This window comes from Streptomyces sp. NPDC093149, from assembly GCF_044754145.1.
Taxonomy (GTDB): Bacteria; Actinomycetota; Actinomycetes; order Streptomycetales; family Streptomycetaceae; genus Streptomyces.
The window spans coordinates 60,247-79,045 of the sequence record NZ_JBIVON010000004.1 but is presented as its reverse complement, the minus strand read 5'-3'; the positions used below and the strand labels follow the sequence as shown (position 1 = coordinate 79,045).

General features: G+C 70.1%; 18 protein-coding genes. 10 read left to right on the top strand and 8 right to left on the bottom strand.

The window, feature by feature from the left end; all coding sequences use genetic code 11:
- Positions 1–5: 5 nt before the first annotated feature.
- From ACIQCZ_RS13935 to ACIQCZ_RS13905, 7 genes are all read left to right on the top strand, one after another.
- Entirely contained in the window at positions 6–200 is a 195-nt protein-coding gene (locus ACIQCZ_RS13935; protein WP_402282269.1) for a DUF5999 family protein, read from the top strand.
- A 425-nt stretch (positions 201–625) separates the two neighbouring features.
- The gene (locus ACIQCZ_RS13930; protein WP_402282916.1) at positions 626–2,494 is read left to right on the top strand and encodes a glycoside hydrolase family 15 protein; all 1,869 of its coding nucleotides are present in this window, start codon (positions 626–628) and stop codon (positions 2,492–2,494) included.
- A 472-nt stretch (positions 2,495–2,966) separates the two neighbouring features.
- A complete protein-coding gene (locus ACIQCZ_RS13925; protein ID WP_402282267.1) occupies positions 2,967–4,085 on the top strand; it encodes a hypothetical protein in 1,119 nt (372 codons plus the stop codon).
- Positions 4,072–5,121, top strand: a complete 1,050-nt coding sequence (locus ACIQCZ_RS13920; RefSeq protein WP_402282265.1) for an enolase C-terminal domain-like protein — start codon at positions 4,072–4,074, stop codon at positions 5,119–5,121. The genes ACIQCZ_RS13925 and ACIQCZ_RS13920 overlap by 14 nt, the downstream gene beginning before the upstream one ends.
- Positions 5,121–5,570, top strand: a complete 450-nt coding sequence (locus ACIQCZ_RS13915) for a hypothetical protein (RefSeq protein WP_402282263.1) — start codon at positions 5,121–5,123, stop codon at positions 5,568–5,570. The genes ACIQCZ_RS13920 and ACIQCZ_RS13915 overlap by 1 nt, the downstream gene beginning before the upstream one ends.
- Positions 5,567–6,268, top strand: a complete 702-nt coding sequence (locus ACIQCZ_RS13910; protein ID WP_402282261.1) for an HAD family hydrolase — start codon at positions 5,567–5,569, stop codon at positions 6,266–6,268. The genes ACIQCZ_RS13915 and ACIQCZ_RS13910 overlap by 4 nt, the downstream gene beginning before the upstream one ends.
- Positions 6,265–7,044, top strand: coding sequence for a class I SAM-dependent methyltransferase (locus ACIQCZ_RS13905; protein ID WP_402282258.1), 780 nt, complete (start codon positions 6,265–6,267; stop codon positions 7,042–7,044). Before ACIQCZ_RS13910 ends, ACIQCZ_RS13905 begins: the two co-directional genes overlap by 4 nt.
- A gap of 487 nt (positions 7,045–7,531) precedes the next feature.
- Here ACIQCZ_RS13905 and ACIQCZ_RS13900 read toward each other — a convergent pair whose 3' ends face one another.
- From ACIQCZ_RS13900 to ACIQCZ_RS13875, 6 genes are all read right to left on the bottom strand, one after another.
- Positions 7,532–7,984: a DUF6238 family protein gene (locus ACIQCZ_RS13900; RefSeq protein WP_402282256.1), complete on the bottom strand. Its 453-nt coding sequence runs from the start codon at positions 7,982–7,984 to the stop codon at positions 7,532–7,534.
- Positions 7,985–8,020: 36 nt separating this feature from the next.
- Positions 8,021–9,487: an SCO6880 family protein gene (locus ACIQCZ_RS13895; protein ID WP_402282254.1), complete on the bottom strand. Its 1,467-nt coding sequence runs from the start codon at positions 9,485–9,487 to the stop codon at positions 8,021–8,023.
- 137 nt (positions 9,488–9,624) lie between these two features.
- A complete protein-coding gene (locus ACIQCZ_RS13890) occupies positions 9,625–10,989 on the bottom strand; it encodes an ATP-binding protein (protein ID WP_402282252.1) in 1,365 nt (454 codons plus the stop codon).
- A gap of 27 nt (positions 10,990–11,016) precedes the next feature.
- On the bottom strand, positions 11,017–11,697 hold the full coding sequence (locus ACIQCZ_RS13885; protein ID WP_402282250.1) for a hypothetical protein: 681 nt from the start codon (positions 11,695–11,697) through the stop codon (positions 11,017–11,019).
- Positions 11,697–12,005 carry a DUF6112 family protein gene (locus tag ACIQCZ_RS13880; RefSeq protein ID WP_362451481.1) on the bottom strand — a complete coding sequence of 103 codons (309 nt, stop codon included), beginning with the start codon at positions 12,003–12,005 and terminating at the stop codon, positions 11,697–11,699. The genes ACIQCZ_RS13885 and ACIQCZ_RS13880 overlap by 1 nt, the downstream gene beginning before the upstream one ends.
- Positions 12,006–12,090: 85 nt before the next feature.
- A complete protein-coding gene (locus ACIQCZ_RS13875; protein WP_402282248.1) occupies positions 12,091–13,236 on the bottom strand; it encodes a C40 family peptidase in 1,146 nt (381 codons plus the stop codon).
- Between the two features lie 579 nt (positions 13,237–13,815).
- On the opposite strand from ACIQCZ_RS13875, the gene ACIQCZ_RS13870 reads away from it, so the two are divergent.
- Positions 13,816–14,562 (top strand): DNA-methyltransferase, encoded by a 747-nt coding sequence (locus ACIQCZ_RS13870; RefSeq protein ID WP_402282246.1) that lies wholly within the window; start codon positions 13,816–13,818, stop codon positions 14,560–14,562.
- A gap of 98 nt (positions 14,563–14,660) precedes the next feature.
- Here the strand turns inward: ACIQCZ_RS13870 and ACIQCZ_RS13865 are convergent, their stop codons facing one another.
- A complete protein-coding gene (locus ACIQCZ_RS13865) occupies positions 14,661–15,596 on the bottom strand; it encodes a DUF5655 domain-containing protein (protein WP_402282244.1) in 936 nt (311 codons plus the stop codon).
- Between the two features lie 549 nt (positions 15,597–16,145).
- On the opposite strand from ACIQCZ_RS13865, the gene dcm reads away from it, so the two are divergent.
- The gene (gene dcm, locus ACIQCZ_RS13860) at positions 16,146–18,143 is read left to right on the top strand and encodes a DNA (cytosine-5-)-methyltransferase (RefSeq protein WP_402282242.1); all 1,998 of its coding nucleotides are present in this window, start codon (positions 16,146–16,148) and stop codon (positions 18,141–18,143) included.
- On the opposite strand, the gene ACIQCZ_RS13855 is transcribed toward dcm, so the two are convergent.
- Positions 18,058–18,552, bottom strand: coding sequence for a very short patch repair endonuclease (locus ACIQCZ_RS13855; RefSeq protein WP_402282240.1), 495 nt, complete (start codon positions 18,550–18,552; stop codon positions 18,058–18,060). The genes dcm and ACIQCZ_RS13855 overlap by 86 nt on opposite strands.
- 56 nt (positions 18,553–18,608) lie before the next feature.
- Here ACIQCZ_RS13855 and ACIQCZ_RS13850 point away from each other — a divergent pair, with 56 nt between their 5' ends.
- Positions 18,609–18,797 carry an AbrB/MazE/SpoVT family DNA-binding domain-containing protein gene (locus tag ACIQCZ_RS13850; protein ID WP_037655330.1) on the top strand — a complete coding sequence of 63 codons (189 nt, stop codon included), beginning with the start codon at positions 18,609–18,611 and terminating at the stop codon, positions 18,795–18,797.
- Positions 18,798–18,799: the final 2 nt, after the last annotated feature.

The following is an 18,799-nucleotide window of genomic DNA, read 5'->3' as shown; positions in this document are numbered from 1 at the left end:
TCCCCATGTGTCAGCACCAACCCGCCTGCCCCACCGCCGAGTCCCCCGACCGTGACGCGGCCCGCCTGACCGCCCACCACCCTGAGCAGGGGTGGAGCCGGCTGTGTAACGGCCTCCTGCTCTTCGAGGACACCGGAGAGCTGCTGCCCAGCGGGCAGATCATCGCCCCGCACCGCCCCACGACGGCGGCGGCCGCGTGAGCGCCCGCGCCGAACAGAAGAGCCTCGACGTGGCGTGTGCCGCGCTGCGTGACATCGTCGGCAAGCTCCCGTGCGGCGAGGCACTGCCCCCGGTCGGAGCCCTGGCGGTCCGTATCCACCAGTCAGCGTGGCTCACCCGCCGGGCGCTGCGTGAGCTGGACGCGGACGGCGAGATCGCCCTCGTGCACCGAAAGCCGGCACGGCGTCTGCGTCCGGACGAGGTGCACCCTGCAGACGTCCAATTCACGCGGGAGATCCGTGACGCGATCCTCTCCGGACGCCACCGGGCCGGCATACCGCTAGTGGTCCAGCGGCGCGGTCTCGATGCCCGCCGCGTAGCCCGCGTGTGCCGAACCCTGCTCGCCGACGGTCTCCTCGTCCGCCAGGACGAGCCTGATGGCCCCCGTCTCTACGTCGCCGCGCCCGTGCCGGGTGAGGACGGGCCGGGGCTGATCGAGGACTACGCTCTGATCGGCGACCAGCGGGGCTCTGCCCTGGTCCGGCGTGACGGCAGCATCGACTGGCTGTGCCTGCGCCGGTTCGACTCCGACGCTGTCCTCGCCCGCCTCCTGGGCACCTCCGAGCACGGCTTCTGGCAGCTCGCCCCCGCCCAGCTGGCCAGCGCCTCCTCCGTGCCCGTCCCGGTGCGCCAGTACGTGGGCGACACGATGGTCCTGGAGACCGAGTGGGTCACCGAGACCGGGACGGTGCTCGTCACGGACTTCATGGTCCCGGGCAGCGAGGCGCCGCAGGTCGTCCGCATCATGACCGGTGTCCGGGGCGAGGTGGCGATGCGGACCCTGCTGCGGACTCGGCCCGGATACGGGGGCGATGTCCCCCGCCTCGACCGTGCCGACGAACGGCATGTGGCCATCGACCTCGACGAGGACGGCGGGCGGCTGTGGGTGGATGCCGCCGTCCCCTTCCAGACGAACGGCGGCGACATCCACGCCACCTTCGTCGTCTCCGAAGGCGAGACGGTCGCGCTCACCCTGGCGTGGTGGGAGGGCATCGACACCCCGGCACCGCAGCCGGCCCCCGACGCCTTGCTGAAGCACACCCTCGACCACTGGAATGCGTGGGTGGCCCGCTGTACCTACGTCGGCCCGGACCGCGAGGACGTCGTGCGTTCCCTGCTGGCCCTGGCCGCCCTCATCTACGCCCCGACCGGGGCGATCGTGGCCGCGCCGACCACGTCCCTGCCCGAGGAGATCGGCGGCATCCGGAACTGGGACTACCGCTATTCATGGCTCCGCGACGGCGCTCTTGCCGTCGCCGCCCTCGCCCGCTGCGGGTATCTGCCCGAGGCCCTCGCCTGGATCGACTGGATGGTGCGCTCGTGCGCCAGCGCCCCCGGGCGTCGGCAGATCATGTACCGCATCGACGGCGAGGCGGACCTGCGGGAGCAGGTGCTGCCCCATCTGCCCGGATACGAGGGCTCGGCGCCGGTGCGGATCGGCAACGGGGCGGCGAGCCAGCTCCAGATCGACGTGTACGGCGAGGTCGCCGACACTCTGCACGAGGTCGCACTCGCCGTCCCGGACGCGGCGCCCGGCATCGCCGTCGTCATAGTCGAACTCGCCACGGAGCTGGAGACGCTCTGGCACGAGCCCGACATGGGTGTCTGGGAGATTCGCGGTCCGCGCCGCCCCTTCACCCACTCCAAGGTGATGGCCTGGGCGACTCTCGACCGGGCGGTCCAAGCCATCGAGCGCAGATGGGCGACCGGCCCCCTGGAACGGTGGCGGGCACTGAGGGAGACGATCCACGGCGAGGTCTGTGAGAAGGGCTACGACTCCGAGCGGAACACGTTCGTGCAGTACTACGGGGCGAGGGAACTTGACGCCTCCCTCCTGCACGCCCTCCTAACCGGGTTCCTGCCCGCCGACGACAAGCGGGTGATCGGCACGATCGAGGCGGTCCAGCGCGAACTCGGCACAGACGGTGGACTCCTGCTGCGCTACCGGACCGAAGGCGAGTGTGCCGGCGTCGATGGCCTGCCCGGCGACGAGGCACATTTCCTGATCTGCACCGGGTGGTTGGCCGAATGCCTCGCGCTGATTGGCCGCGCTGACGAGGCCCAAGCGGTCCTCGATCACCTTCTGTCGCTGCGTAACGACGTCGGCCTCCTCGCCGAGGAGTACGCCCCGCGCGCCCGCCGCCAACTCGGTAACTATCCACAGGCATTCAGTCACCTGGCACACATCCGTGCGGCCCTGGAAATCGGATCCGCGACCGCCGACGGCGAGCACGCCGTCGTCCTGGCCGCCGAGCCCGCCGGGACGGCGTCATGAGCCTCGAGCGCTTACTCACCAGCCGGGCGAACAGTCACCGGCGCAGGGCACCGGAGGGCCGTGCCCCTGGTCTCGTCCTGCTCGGGGCGAATGTGATCGGGTTCGCCTTGATTGGGCACATGGTCGCGCACGAGACCGATGCCGCCCGCAGTCTCGGTCCAGCCGCTGCGGTCCCGGACCAGACGCCTGCCGAAGAGCAGCCGCCCCGTGCGGCCAACGCCACGGCAGTACCTGAATCCGGTGGCCCCGGGTGGGGGCGGACGGCGTGAACGTTTCTCTCCCCCTCCTGCACGTGCCGTACGGCTCGGTTCCTCGCTTGTCCACCGCGGATGCGGGGCCGAGCAGGATCTGGCTGCCGGCAGCGCGTGATCGCTGTACCTGGCGGACCCTGCTGCTCGGGGGCCGCACACGGCACGATGCCGACCCGCTCCGTAGCAACGCCCCCACACATCCGAGATAGTTGGAGCCCTTCATGACGCATCTCTCCAAGAGCCCGGTCCTATCCTCGGACGGTGCCGTCGGCGCAGCACGCCTGCGTCACCTGGAGCGGGCCGCCCTGACCTACGGGGTACCCGTCGAGGACGTGTTACTGATCGCCGTCAACCTGTACGGGATCACCTCAGACCAGGACCGTCACCGAGCCCGGGTCACCCTCCGCCTCGTACGCCGCCCCGATGTCCCCTGGCAGATCATCGTCCCGCTGAACCGGCCGGCCAGCCCGTTCCTGCTCAGGGGCGACGAGCTGTCGCTGAACGGCGAGGTGATCGCGCACGTCGAGCGCATCGACGCCGACGAGGCCGTCGGAGGGTACTTCCGCAACGGCGGCCGGGCCGTGACCCTCAACCCCAACGCTCGCAGCCGGTGCGTCGGGTGCGGTTGGTGCCCCAACACCCTGGAGGCCGCCGCCGACCCACGGCTGCAGGAGGAGCAGGGGCTCGACGACCTGCTGCGCGCCCTCGGTGAACAGCACCCCCGCCGCAACATGGCCGAACTGACCGAGGTCACCGTCTCCACCGGCTGCTTCGAGCGGGAGGAGGCCGCCGTTGCCCACCTGACCGCCCTGCGGCCCGCTCTGGAGCGGGCCGGCATCGGAGCCCGGATCGGCTTCCTCACCTCCGTGCTGCGCAGCGACGAGGCGTTCAGAACCATCGCGTCGCAGGTGGCGCCGTTCGTGCTCAGGCTGACGGCCGAGCACTTCACCCGGCGGGAGGCCTTAATGAAGTCCACCAAGGCCGACCTGCGGCCCGAGCAGATGCCGGACCTGCTGGCACGGGCGCGGGCGGCGGGGCTGGACACCTCGTACACGTACATCGTCGGGTTGGACCCGATGGAGGCCCTCGTGCGCGGGGTGAACGCGCTGGCGCGCATGGTCAACGCGTTCCCGAACTACCAGGTTTTCCAGGCGCATACGGTGATGATGCAGTGCATGCGGACGCCGGGCGCGGAGAGCCTGGAGTACTACCTGCAGGCACGTACGGCCATCGAGCGGGCCATGGCGCCGACCGGGCTGAAGCCGGTGGGCTGGGAGTGTTACCGGCCGCTGTGGTACTTCACGTACGCGGGGGAGGACCTCGTTGATGGGCCCTGCTGACACGGTCATCGACCGGGTGCGGGTCGAGCGCCTCGATGAGAGAGCGGCGGGTCCGTGGGAGGCGGGCGACAGCCGGTTCGCGGTGGTAGTCGAGGCCCGCGGGGTGGCCGGAGTGTTCGCTCCGGTCGACGAGCTGCCCGCCGCGCTCGTCGCCACCCGGCTCGGGCAGAGCGTGCTGCGGCACCCGGTGACCGACCACAAGGGGCTGCTGAGCAGGCTCCTGGCCGAACTCGGTCCGCACGCGGCGGGGCTCGGGCGCTGGGCGGTGGGGGCGTTGGACTGCGCGGCGTGGGACCTGCACGGCCGTCTCGCCGACCTCCCTGTTGCGGCCCTGCTCAGCAACCGGCCCGCGCGGCAGGTACCGGTCTACGCCTCCTGGCTCTCCCTGGACCTGACCTCCGCTTCGGCCGAAGAGTCCGTCCGGGCCACAGCCGGCGAGGGGTTTGCCTTCACCAAGTGGGCGCTGCGCGACGCGGAAGTCGGCGAAGTCGCGCTGCTGGCCGAACGGGCTGCGGTGTGGGCGGGGCAGAGCGTGGCGGTGGATGCCCTGGGCACATGGGGCCACCTGCGGACCACGGAAGTCGCACCGCTCCTCGCCCCGGAGTCGGTGCGCTGGGTGGAGGACCCGCTGGTGCGGACCGACCGGGCCGCGTACACGCAACTGCGCGGGCAGGCAGAAGGGTTGAGAGTAGCGTTCGGCGAGCGGCTGACCCATGTGGAGGACGTCCTAGCCCTGCTGGAGCACTGTCGGCCGGAGGCGTTCACGTTCGACGCGGTGTGGTGCGGCGGCATCACCGAAGCGCGGGGCTGGCTGGGCGCCGCCCACGACGCGAAGGTGCCTGTCCACCTGCACGGCCGGGCGTTCCTGCCTGCCGTGCACCTGGCCGCCGCGTTCCCTCACGTGTCGGGCGCGGTGGAGTACCAGGTGGTGTGGGAGCCGCGACGTCAACGGGCACTGAGCGGCACGCTCCAGCCGTACGGCGGGCACGTCGCTCTCCCCGACCGGCCCGGTCTCGGGATGGAGGTGCGCCGGTAATGCCCTTGCACACAGGCGAGCTGGCGGTCCACGGCCGCCTGGAGCAGCGCGAGGAGAAGGTGCTGCTCGTCGTGGGCGAGCGGTTGAGCGGATACGACACCTTCCTGTCCCCGACCCTGCGCCTCGACCAGCCGGTGCACCTGTCCGAACTCCCGGTCAGGATCCTGACGTTCGACGACGTCACCGTCCTTTCGCCCCTCGTCCCGGCCCTGCCGCAGGGGCAGGCCGGCGAGGAGTGGAGCGGCACACTGCTGATACCGCACGGCTCGCGCCCGCCGACGATCCCCGACGACCTCGCCCAGGCGGCTGCCGAGGCAGGTGTCGAAGCCAGCGGCTGGTCACCGGCCGAGGCCCGGCAACTTCTGACCTTCCTCGGCGAAGCCGGTCCCGGTCTCGTGCGCACCGAGCGGATCGGCCTGATCGTCGCGGCCTTGGCGGATCGTTCGTGAGTCCGGCGACCTGCGTGCGGCTGGTGAGCCTCGATGTCGGATACACCCTGGGAGAGCCGTCCGGGACGACGCTCACGCAACGCTTGGTGGAGCTGTCCCCATTACCGGTCCGGCAGGCGAAGCAGATCGCCCAGCAGATCCTGCACGCCCTGGACCCGCGCAGCGATGCGACGGGGCCGCAGACGGTGTGCGCCGCCTTGGGTCTTGCGCCGTCCGTCTTCCCCCACGACCATCGTCCGCCCGGCTTCGTTCTGTGGCCCGGCGCAGTGGAGGCGGTGGCGTGTGTCGCCCAAGTCGTTCCGGTGGTCACCCTGTCAAACGTGAGCCACTGGGACGAACGGGAGACCGACGTCGCCGCCCTCCTCGCCCCCCACCTCCGGGCCCATCACCCGTCGTGGCAGCTCGGGTTCGCCAAGCCCGACCCGCGCGCCGTGCAGACTGTCGCTCGGCTGCACGGCCGCGACCCCGCGGAGGTACTGCACGTCGGCGACAGCTTCGACTACGACGTGCGCGGCGCCCTCGCCGCCGGAGCCCACGCTCTGTGGATCACCTCGCGCCCGCCGTCGGCCGAAGAACTCCGACTGCTGGCCGAGCACCCCGGCCGGGTCACGATTGTGCCGGACCTCGGCCGTGCGGTCCGGCACATCGAGCAGACCGTTCCCCCGTCAACCTCTTCCACCAGGAGCACCACCCCATGAGTCAGTTCGACACCACCGCCCCGTTCTACGCCGCCTACCGGCCCGGCATCCCGAAGGAAGCCGTCGAGCTGCTCGCACAGCGGGTGGCTGGCAAGGAACACCGGGCCCTGCTCGACCTCGGATCCGGCACCGGGCAGGTCCCCCTGGCCCTGGCCGGGAAGATGACGGAGATCGACGTCGTCGAGCAGGACGCGGACATGCTCGGCGAGGCCGACAAGGCGCTCGCCGGGCTGCCGGTCACCGTCCGCCTGCACAACGCTCCCGCCGAGGAATTCACCCCGCCCGCCTCCTACCAGGCCGATCTCGTCACGGTCTGCCGCGCCTTCCACTGGATGAACCAGGACGTGGTGCTGTCGCGCCTGGAGGGCATGACCACGCCGGACGCGACAGTCGCGGTCATGGGGGACGGCAGCCTGTGGACCGCGCGCACCGAGTGGACCGACGCCCTGCGGGCCCTGATCCAGGAGTACCTGGGCGAGGAGCGGCGGGCAGGGGTGGGCAAGAAGTACGCGGCGCACGACCGGCCGTACCGCGAGATCCTCGCCGAGTCCGCGTTCGGTCAGGTCGAGGAGCACACCATCGCCGTCGAGCGGACGTGGAGCACCGAGACGGTGATCGGCTACCTGTACTCGACCTCCTTCGCCGCCAGGCCGCTGTTCGGCGAGCGAGTCGACGACTTCGAGCGCCGCGCCCGCGCCCTGCTCGACCAGCACGCCGCCGCCGACGGCCTGATCGAGCACGCCTCCTTCCAGGTCGTCCTCGGCCGACGCGGCTGACCCGCCCCTTCCTCCTCGCCGGGGCGGCCCCCTCCCCGCCCCGGCCCTGTCCCGTCCCTCCGGAAGGAGATCCACCATGCCCCGATCCGTGACATGGAGCGACGAAGAGCGGCGCCAGTTCGTCGACGACGGCGTGCTCATACGCTGTGGCCTGGTCCACGGCGCCGTGCTGTCCAAGGCCCGCGACCTCGTCGGCGGCTGGCTGAACGAGGCGTACGACCCCGCGCGGCTCACCGCCTACACCGAACGCAGCTTCGCCCCCGAGCTGGAAGAACACCCCCACCTCCTCGCCCTCTACCAGCGAAGCGGCCTGGCGGAGCTGGCCGTGGTGCTTGGGGTGCGTTTCGGCGAGCCGGGCCTGGCGGCGGGCCTCGGCGAAACCGGCTCGGGTGGCCCTCTGCTCGGCACGCGACGCCTTGCGGGGCACGTAGAGAGGGGAGGCGCTGGCGCGGGTGCGGGACATGAACGTTTCTCCAGACGGGGGAGGTCAGCGGCGCACGAGGCCGGTGAACGGCGCGTGCAGGTCGGCCGGGGTGGTGCGCCGGCGCACCAGGTGCGCGGTGCGCTGGTGGCGCTGGCAGATGGTCAGCTCCGGGGCCCCGTCGGGCAGGCCCGCCCGGCACGCCTCCGGTTCGGGCACTTCGCCCGAGTCCGGCCGGGGCGCCGCGTGGTACGCGGAGTGGAGATGTTCGGCGGCCTGCCAGATGCGGGTGCGGGCGGCACGGAGCGGGTCGCCCTCGGCCGGAACGAGCTGACCGGTGCGGACGGCATGGGCATCGAGCAGCCCGTACAGCGCGACGAGATGCGCGTGCAGGGCGTCCAGCTCTGCGCGGGTGGTGACGAGCGGGCCGCCGGGGATGTTGAGTGCGCGGTGGAAGTCGAGCGCGGCGGTGGCGAAGGGCACGAAGTCCTGCGCGGTCGAGCTGGCGGTGTGGGACATGAGGGTGCTCTTTCGGAAGGTGAGGAAAGGCCGGCGTCAGGCGGCGCGCGCGAGCGGCAGGGCGGCGGCGGTGAACGCCTCGGCCTGCTGCCAGGTCAGCGGCCGAACGTCGAGCTGCGCACCGACAGCGGCGGTCTCCACGACCGCGCACGCGGTACGCAGTTCGTCCTCGGAGTCGGCCGAGACGGTCAGCAGCCCGGTCAGCGCGACATCGGCATGGCCCGCGATGAGCTGCCGTTCGCGGGATTTGATGTCCTGGTACTCGACCGAGTCCGCTTCGGAGTCGACCTGGCCGCGTCGGGCTCGCTCGGCGGCATCGGCGACCACGCTGGCCTTCTTGCGCTGAACGTCACGCAGCGCGGCGTCCAGGCCCTTCGGCTCGTAGGAGAGCGACAGGTTGCGCCGGACCCCGCCGGTGAACAGGAGCTGATGCAGGAACCCGGCCGACGTCTCGGTCCTGGGCCAGTTCTCCACCCAGTACGTCGCGTGGACGGCCGAGTCGGTCACGATGTGGTCCGCCTTCTCGACGACCACGACGGGCCCGGCGGCGGCGGGCTCGGCCTCGGGACGGCCATCGGCCGACCAACGGTCCAGCGGTGTAAGGGCCTTGGGGTCGTACGCGGTGCGCACGACGGCCGCGATCTCGCGGGCGGTGAGCCAGCCGCTGGGGTTGAGCCCGGCGGTCCGCGCGGCCTGATCGAAGGTGGACGTGAGCTGCGCCAGGACACTGAAGGAGCCGGTCAGCCCACCGCCGGCCTGATTGATCAGGCGCCGCGCCGCCTTGGTGTCCAGTGACACTGCGACGTATGCCTCGTGCGGCGCGGCGGCCGGGCCCGCGCTCTGGATCAGCTCGCTGTAGATCGGCCCCGCCGTGGTGGCGTGCGGCTGACCGTGCTCCTCCCAGTAACGGCGCAGGGCGTCGCCGGAGTCCGGAACCGTTCGCTCGATCACCTGGATGCGGGCGACCTGCCCGGTACGGGCAAGAGCGGCCAGCGCGCGTCCCCAGCCGCCGACGTTGGCCTGCTGGGTACCCGGGTCGAGCAGCGCGTAGGCGCGGGAGGACACCTTGACCACGGCGGTCAGCGTGCCGCTGTGCGGGTCGTGGACCGCCCCGTAGCGGCCGTCCGGCGCGGTGACCACGCGCAGGCTCGCGGCGGTACCGGGCAGGTGGAGCAGTCCTTCGCGGGTCGGCCGACGGGAGGGGCGGGTAAGCCAGACGAGCTGGCCTCGCATCCGGCGCAGAACGTACCGGGTGGCGATCGGGGCCCAGTCGGCCAGGGCACGGCCGCGGTGGCGGACGAAGACGAGGAGGGCGATGGCGGCCCACAGCGGGATGAGCTGGAGAGCGCCGACCACGCCGCGGGTCAGGACCACGGCGAGAAGGAGAAGGCCGGTGAGGCCGGTGACGGTCAGCTGTGGGGCGGTCAGGCCGAGCAGGATGCCGCGCCTGCTGCGGTGGGGGAACTTCACGGTGGCCGAGGGGGCCTGGTGCTTGCCGGGCAAGGGGGTTCCAGACGGTGAGAACGGGCGGGGGACGGGGCGCGCGGCGATCTTCTGGATGTCATGGCGGAACCTTCCTGCTGGTCGGGTGAGGCGGGGGCGGGCCGTGCGATACGGCCCGCCCCCTGGGGTGTGGTGGGTCACGAACCCCTGGGCGGCTGGGTGGGGAACACCCAGGTCGTCGGCGTCGGAGAACCGGCGGCCGAGGGTCCGGGGGCGACAGGCGGTACAGGGGCCTGCCTGCTGCCCGGTGTCGACGTGCCCGCCAGATGGCCGGAGCCGCCCTGGACGGTCACCTCGGACCCGTCTGCTTCGTCCTCGCCGGGATGCGTGATGAGCGGTGGGATCCCGGGCCGCTGGATCAGGGCCCGGCCCTTGTCGCCGGTGGCGTTCGGGTCTTCGCCGTACCGGAAGCGGGTCTGCGGCTTGGGCGGCCCGGCGTCGATGCCCTCCTTGCTGAGGGTGCGGCCAGAGGGGTTGATACCGGAGGCGACGCCGTCGGAACCCGCACCGGGAACCTTGTTCGGGCCCTGCGGTGCGGGCATCCCGGTGCTGGCCTGCATCGCCAGGGAGCCTGCGGTCTTCGCCGCTCCGGCCGCGACCGCCATGCCGGCGACGCCGGTGCGGTGCAGGTCGTCGTGGCCGCCGCCGTCGCTGGCCCAGTGGACGAACTTGTAGGTCGCGTAGGGGCACAGCAGAACCAGGACCATCACGACGATCCCGGCCATCGCGTCGGAGAGTGCGCCCATGCCGTCGGTGGTCTCCGTCTTGCCGAGCGCGGAGACACCGATCAGGAAGACCACCGTCATCAGCAATTTGGAGACGATCAGGGTGGCGGTGGCCTCGATCCAGCCGCGCCGCCACTTCTTCGCGACCTCCCATCCTCCGCCGGCCCCAGCGAACACAGCGAGTGTGACGAGGATCAGGATGCCGACCTTGCGGGCGACCATGACCCCCCAGTAGAGGAAGGCGCCCACCGCGCAGCCGACAGCGATCAGGACGGGGACGGCCCAGCCCATCGGGTACAGCGCACCGAGCATGTTGACCTTGACGATGCGGCGGACCGCATCATCCACGGAACTGTTCGCTGCCTGGAACAAGCCGTCCGACAACGCGTCAACGACTGTGATGGCGACGGACGTGAAAGCGATGGCGCAGAAGCTGAAGAGGACACCGATCATGGTGCCGATCGCGGCCTGAGCGAGGGCGCGTTCGTCCCGCCTCCATGCCGCGGTCATCAGCTGAATGCAGAAGGCCCCCACGGTCAGGGCGAGCCCGATGGGCAGCAGCAGCTCGTAGTTGTCCCGGAACCACTTGGCGTCGAGGTCGATGGCAGTGGTCATATTGACAGCATCGGAAGCGAGATCCGTAGCGGTCGCCGCCAGCTCACCCGCTGACTTCGCGAGCCATGCGCCGATGCCGTCGGTCACTGCTCCGGCCGGGTTGCTGACGAAATCAACGGTGCCGCAGACCTTATCCATCAGGGGGAAGTCACAAACTCCCATGGCAGTACCTCCTTTCTGCGGAAGGGGTCAGGGGGCGACAGCCGGCAGAACGCCGGCCAGGGCGCAGGGCTGAGAGGGCCGACACTGGACCGCGAGGGTGGTGACACGGCTCTCCGCACCTCCCGCGGACGAGCCGTTCCACGCGATCGACTGCTTGCCGGAGACCGTGACGGCATAGACGTACGTCTGCGTGATCGCCCCGGGATCCTCCTGCAGGGCCCGGTTGAACGACTCGGGAAAGTGCCCCTCGTTCACCGTGGCGGAGGCGAACTGCCCGTTGGCCGCCATCTCCTTCCACAGGACAGGTGAAGGGACGAGAGCATCGACCGAAGCCTTGTCGACGTACTTGCTCTCGCGCGTCAGCCACCCGTGCAGGGCGTCCAGCAACTCACGCTGGGAGTAGGCCCGTGTGTCGTAGGACCACAGCGCAGCAGCGGCTGCCTTCCCGTACTTGATCCGATCGTGCGTCTTCGGCGGGACAGGAAGAGCACGAGGCCGGGTGTGCGGGCCGGACGGCGCCGCGGGCGAGGAGGAGGCCACGGGCGAACTCGGCTGCGGAGCAGGGGTTTTCGAGGAGCTCCTGCCGTCGCGGGTGAGGTAGGCGGCCAGGCCGGCGAGGGCGACGAGCACCACCAGGACGACGGTGCCGAGCAGCGCCCGGCGGCGCACGCGAGATGCGCCGCCGGGGTGGGTGGAATGCTGGGCCATCAGTGGACCTGCGTCCCGAGTGTGCTGAAGAACGCCACCACACCGTTCGCCGCGCCAAGCAGAAGGGCCGCGCCGGCGCTCACAAGCACGCCCTTCTTCCCGTTGGCCTCCGCCTGGTGGCCGCCGGAGTGGTGGCCCCAGGCCCACACGCCCGCGCTGACGGCGAGGGCGCCGACCACGGCGACGAGGCCGAAGAGGTTGATCGAGCCCATCACCTGCTTGAGAACGGACAGGCCTGGCAGGCCGCCCTCGTTCGGCTTGATCCCGGGATCGTAGGCGAGCTGTATGACCTGCTCGGCGAGAAACATGGAACTCCAGTTCGATTTATGGCACGCCAAAGCCCGCACGGGCGAAGCGGCGTTGCGAGAAAGAGGGGGAGGAGGGAAGCGCCGGTCAGACGACTCGGCGAGCCGCGAGAATCCGCGGTTTCCAGTAGTCGAGGGTCGCGATGCGGACCACGTCGCCGGTATGCGGGGCATGGACGATCAGGCCCTGCCCGATCACCATCCCGACGTGCTCGGGCACAGCGGCCGTCCCCTCCGTGAACAGGAGATCACCCGGCCGAAGCGCGTCGACCGATACCGCTTTGCCGTCCTTGACCTGCGTATACGTGGTCCGCGTCAGGGACACCCCGGCCGCCTTGTACGCCTGTTGCACCAGGGAGGAGCAGTCGCACCGGCCCATCGCGTTCTTGCCGTGGGAGTTCGTGCAGCTACCGCCCCACTGATACGGCGTGCCGAGCTGTCCGAGCGCCCACCGGATCGCCGTCTGCACCTTCGGCGACGCATCGGCGGGGATCTTGTACTCATCGGGCAGAGCGCCAGCAGGGATGGTGCCGAAGTCGGTCCCGTCCCCGTTCGCCGAACAGCCACCGGCGTCCGCGGGCGAGGGACTACTGGCGTCGGCCGAGCCGGACGACGAAGGACTCGGCGACGGGGCGCCGGCCTTCGGCAGCAGAGGCTCGATGGCCTTCTGCAGGGCGGTGGCCAATGGCTCCCACTTGGCGTACGCCTCCGGGAAGCCCGACTTCTGCACCGCCTGGGCGGCCTGGGTGATGGACAGGGACTGCCAGCCGGACACCTTCTTGAGTTCCTCGTAGAACTTGCTGCTGGCGTGCACCGGGTCGAGGATCTGGTTCGCCGTGCCCCAGCCCTGCGACGGCCGCTGCTGGAACAGGCCCAAGCTGTCGCGGTCGCCGTAGGTCAGATTCCGAAGACCGCTCTCCTGCAGGGCGGTCGCCAGGGCCACGACCTGCCCGCGGGCCGGGATGTTCATCGCGACGCCGGTGGCCTGGATCGTCTTGGCGTTGGGTACCTGCTCGGCAGGGTCGTCCAGGCCCGGCACGGAGGCCTTGCCCTTGTCGCCGCCGTGCAGGATGGCCTTCACCTGCTTGGCGACGGCGGAGGTATTCACCGCCTGTGCACCGCCGGTCGAGCAGGAGGCCGAGGCAGTTCCGGCGCCGATGGCGAGGATCGGAACGGCCAGCAGCAGCGGGCCGGTCGCGCAGAGACCGACGAGGGCACCGGTGGTCTTCTTCATTGCCGCCGCCGTTCACCGAGACGCTGGTGTCGGCCGGGTGACCGCAGTGGGTCGGGGCGCGGGTGTATCAGGGCATGCTGCATCGCAGCGGCTCCTCGGGTTCGTAGGAGGCGCGGTGCCGACTTCTCGTGCAAAGCCGTCGGCACCGCGCCGATGTGCATCCGCCGCTCAGGCGGGCCCGGGGCAGGGGAGCTGATAGCTCCCAGGCGCCGGTCTCAGGTCACGCGCGGCAGCCAGCCGCGCTCGTAATCTCAGGCAGTACACCGGGGCCTCCGGACAGCGCTCGGAAATGCATGGGCAACGCGCCCCCGACACTGCTCGATTGGACGAGACAGCACGGATAAGCACAGGTCAACTGGGGTGGAGCGAGGCTCCTGCCCGGCGACACGGCGAGACAGTAGACCGGGATTCCGGCCGCACCAAACGACTCCCCAGACCGTGCTGCCAGAGCGGCCCACCTCGCTGGGCCCGGCCGGAAATCACCGCTAACCTCCGGCGCAACCCCGCCCCGGAAGAACGCCGTTGAAGGCTGCCCGGAGCGCGGAGCAGTCCCACCACACGCCGAGAGAGGCCCTTCCCGTGAGCTACACCCTGCACCGAGGCGACGCCCTGACCGTCCTGAAGTCCCTCCCGGACGAGAGCGTCGACGCGGTGATCACCGACCCCCCGTACAACTCCGGTGGACGCACCAGTTCGGAACGCACCGGACGCACCGCACGAGCCAAGTACGTCACCGGCAACTCGGCCCACGACCTCGCCAACTTCCCCGGTGAGAACCGGGATCAGCGCTCCTACCGCTCCTGGCTGACCGAACTGCTCACCGAGTCGTACCGGGCCTCCACCGAGCACGCGGTGGTCATGGTCTTCTCCGACTGGCGCCAGGAACCGACCACGACCGACGCCCTGCAGATGGCCGGCTGGACCTGGAGCGGCACCATCCCGTGGATCAAGCCCGCCAGTCGGCCCCGCAAGGGCGGGCCGAAGCAGGACTCCGAGTTCATCCTGTGGGGCGTCAAGGGATCCCTCGACAACACCCGCGACCTTTACCTGCCCGGCCACTACATTGCCTCTCAGCCTCGCAAGGGCAGGGTCCACATCACGCAGAAGCCTGTCGAGATCATGCAGCAGCTCGTACAGGTCTGCCCCGAGGGCGGCACCGTCCTCGACCCGTTCACCGGCAGCGGCTCCACGGGCGTCGCGGCCCTGCGCGAGGGACGCCGCTTCGTGGGCGTCGAGCTGTCCGCGCACTACGCCGACGTCGCCGAGCAGCGACTCCAGGCCGAGCTGACCAAGGACGACTTCGACCTGGCCGGACCGGAGGACTGAGCATGAGAGCGGAGAGAGCCTGGGGCCGGCGGACCGCAGACGCCGAAGGGCGGCTGGTGCATCGAGTAACCGATGCGCCAGCCGCCCTTCTCGTTGCGTCAGGCCGCTTCGAACGCCCGCCGGATGAGCGGGGCCGCCTTCTCCAGGTCGGCCGCCGAGACGAGCCGTACCTCCAGGTCCCCGGTCCCCAGGTGCCCGATGCCGCGCATGTCCCGGGTGAAGCCCTCCTCCAACTCGACCGAGTCCGGGTCGAGTCTGAGGTACACCAGGATCGCCTCGTGCTTCGGGCGGAAGATCACCGACGCGACGTTCACCAGCCGCCGGTAGGCGATGTAGTGCCGCAGGACCGCGACCTCGACCTCGCCCCACGCCGTCAGCGCCTCGTCCAGCTCCCTGTACAGGTCCCGCAGGCACTCGGGCACGAGGCCGGCACCCGTCGGCGAAGGAGCTGTCGGGACCGCCGGCGCGCTGTCGACCACCGTCTCCCGCCCTCGATTCCGCCGGGGCGAAGCGGCGCTCGGCGAGCCGGGCGAGGAATCGACGAGCAGCAGGCTCAGCAGGCCGCCCTCGAACACCCGGTAGCGCACCAGGTCGATCCGCTCAGGCAGCCGCTGCACGGCCACACGGTCGTGGTGGGAGAACCCGGCCGCGATACAGACCATCCGCGGACGACGCCAGTCGATCGACTCGACGGTCTCCACGCCCAGAACCTTCCGGACGAGCGCCTCGAACTCGTGGCGCGCCGAGTCCAGCCAGGACAGATAGGAGACAGCCTGCGACAACACCCCGCTGTTGGAGCCCTTCTTGAACTCGATCACCACCGGACTGCCGTTCTCATCCAGCCCCAGCGTGTCGATCCGCCCTTGGTGCCACGGACCAGTCACGTACTCCGACGCCACGAACCGGATACCGAGCATCTGCTCCAGACCGGCCTCCACCCGCCGCTGCAGCTCCACCTCCAGCGCCACCGTCGAACCGGACAGCTCGGCATCCCGACCGTCCGCGTCCCGCCGGAACAACATCAACTCGGCCACCAGCGCCCCCTCCCGTGATCTCTGCAAAGACCAATCAACGGGAGGCTCCGGGTATTCCGCCGTTGGGTAGCGGGAAGGGCGGCTTGCTCAGTCTCCGGACCGGTACGCCCGTGCCAGGTGGCCGCCAACCAGTGGCTCGAAGTCCTGGCTCGCGTCAGCGTTCGTAGTCCTCCGGATTCCCCGAACGTTCGGGGGCCTTCCAGCTCGACCATAGGATCGGCCAACCGCAGGATCCGGGCATCGCCTCGGAGCGGAATCCGATGCCGCGGACGTGGCAATGGCATGAGCTCCGGTGTCTGTGCTGCCGCGAGCGATGTCCGTCTGCGGGTGGCATGGACAACAGGACTCCTAGCGATCTTGTCAGTGTTTGTCCGTATGATTGACCCCCTCTGGAGTTACTGGGGGCTGCTTTCGGTCACAGGGGTGGGTGCCGCGTAATATTCTCGGGGTGCCTGGGGCGTCCGATCGATCTTGTTTTCCGAGGTAGACGCCGGATTCTTGATCTTGCCAGAGGTTGTGTGATCTCCTGGTGCTCGTTCTTCTCGTCCGATGGAGGTTGGCGCAGTGCGCAGGCAGCACTATGAGGTGCCTCTGGAGCGAAGCGACTACCTGGAGCTCAAGCGTCACAGGAACAGCTGCAAGCCCGAGAACTTCGGCAAGTGGCTCGGTGGCTTCGGTGCTGGAAAGCGCTTGGCCGTCGACCTCTTCTCCGGAGCGGGTGGACTGAGCCTCGGACTGGAGCGAGCCGGATGGACGGTCGCAGCCGCGGTCGACTTCGACGAGCGGGCGCTCCAGACGCACGCCGCGAACTTCCCGGGCATGAGCCTCCACATGGACCTGGGCAATCCTGACGAGCGTGACAGGCTCGTCGAGATGCTGGCGCCGGCCAAGATCGATCTGGTGGCCGGCGGCCCGCCGTGCCAGCCGTTCAGCAGGGCTGGTCGGAGCAAGATCCGCAGCCTCGTGGAGCATCACGGCCGCGATCCCCATGATCGCCGCAAGGAACTGTGGAGCGCCTACCTCGACGTCGTGAAGCGCCTCCGGCCGCGTGCGGTCCTCATGGAGAACGTGCCGGACATGGGTCTCGGTGACGACTTCTTCGTGGTACGCACCATCGAGGAGCAGCTGGAGGACCTCGGCTACGCGACGCAGGTCCGTCTCGTCGATGCGTGGAAGTACGGCGTTCCGCAGCACAGGAAGCGACTGATCCTGCTGGCGAGGAACGACGTGGAGCGCTTCTCGTGGCGGCAGGAGCTGGAGCACGATCAGCGGACCACGCTGCGTGACGCCATCGGTGACCTGCCGGTGCTGCCTGTCGTGCCCACTGAGCGTGTCGGGCAGCGCGAACTCCCGTACGACGAGCCGTCCGAGCTCTCCAAGTTCGCTCAGGACATGCGTAAGTGGGCGCGCAAGGACCGGATATGGGACCACATGACCCGACGGGTCCGGAAGGACGACGCGGAGATCTTCTCCAGCATGGACTCCAAGACCCTGTACTCGGAGATCTCCCCGGAACTGCAGCGCTACAAGGCCGACCACTTCACGGACAAGTACAAGAAGCTCGACTGGGCGGACCTCAGCAGGTCGATCACCGCACACATCGCCAAGGACGGCTACTGGTACATCCACCCCGACCAGGATCAGCCGCGCACCCTCACCGTGCGCGAGGCCGCGCGGGTGCAGACTTTCCCGGACAAGTTCCGATTCGCCGGCACGCGCAGTGACGCCTTCCGTCAGATCGGTAACGCTGTGCCGCCCCTTCTTGGCGAGGCTGCGGCGGAAGCGCTGCTGCCCGTGGGCGACGAGCGACCGAGCGAGGGTGGACTCCAGCCGCACTGGCGCACGGTGCGAAGGGATCTGACCGCCTGGGCCGAAGGACGGCGTGAGTCGGAGGACTGGTACCAGCTTCCGGGCGAGCAGATGTCGGGTTTGCAGGCCGCCGTCGTGGCCATACTGTCCGGGACGCGGATCCAGCCCGCGCAGCTGGCGGAGATGGTCGAGGTCGTGCGGGGGCGGACGTCCCTGAGCAAGGCCGCGCTCGAGGCACTCACTGCGGCGGCACCCTCCGAGGCAGCGAAGGCGCGGGTCGCCCGGCTAGCCGCGGTGATCGGCAAGTCGAGCGTCTGGGGCGACGAGGAGAAGGTCCGCGAGCAGCTGAAGCTTAAGCCGGCCGAGGCGACGGTCTACCGGCTGCTGGTCGGCGAGGATCTCCTGTGGGTCGGGCAGGGGGCGCTGCGCGTCGCCGCCCGTCTGCACGGTAGCGATTCGGATCGCACGAACAGGCTCAGCGACGGTCGAGTGGACTTGGTGAAGCTCGTCGGAGCTGGCGAGGACGCGCCTCTACGTATGGCGGCGCTTCGGCTCATCGGAAGCAGCTTCTGCCGGGCCAAGGAGCCGCTCTGCGAGCTGTGCCCCCTGAGCAAGTACTGCGTCGCCAGAGAGAGCGTCTCGGGCGACCTGTTCACGGACGCGTTGACCGGGACCCACGGACGGGAGACGGTGCCGGCCCAGGCTCGCGAGCCTGGTCGCACTGCCGGGCGACGCTGAGCGCAGCGCGCTCGACGTCCGCCCGGATCTCGCACTCCCAGACACGGACGACGGTCCAGCCGGCGGCCTCGACTGTTGCGGTGTTCCGGCGGTCGCGCTCCTTGTTGGTCTCGATCTTCGCTTCCCACAGGGAGGCGTTCGGGCCGCGGAATGTCTTCGGGCCGTGCACAGGACATCCGTGCCAGAAGCACCCGTCGACGAACACCGCCACGTTGTACCTGGGCAGGACGAAGTCCGCCGTGCAACGGGCAGCCACCTTGCGCTGTAGACGGAACCGGAGGCCGAGCCGGTGTACGGCACGCCGGAGGGCCACCTCCGGCTTCGTGTCGCGGACGCGCCGACCCTGCAGATGGCCGCTGAGTTCGGTGCTGACCCACTCCGCGCTCGTGGTGTCCTCACGTGCTGCCATACCTCAGCCCCAGCCCGTCGTCGGCCCTACGAGTGTGAGGGTGCCACACTCGTCCCATGCTTCGTGAACCTGCAGAACTCCGTGTCGACGACCACGGCCGGGTCGAGCTCCCCATCGGGCTGCTCGCGGAGGCGGGCATCGCACCCGGGGCGGACCTCTTGGCCTTCAGCGACGGAGACGGGCGGATCGTGCTCCGCCGCGCCGAGGACGCCATGAGGGACTTGCTCGAGCGCGGAGAGCTCTGAAG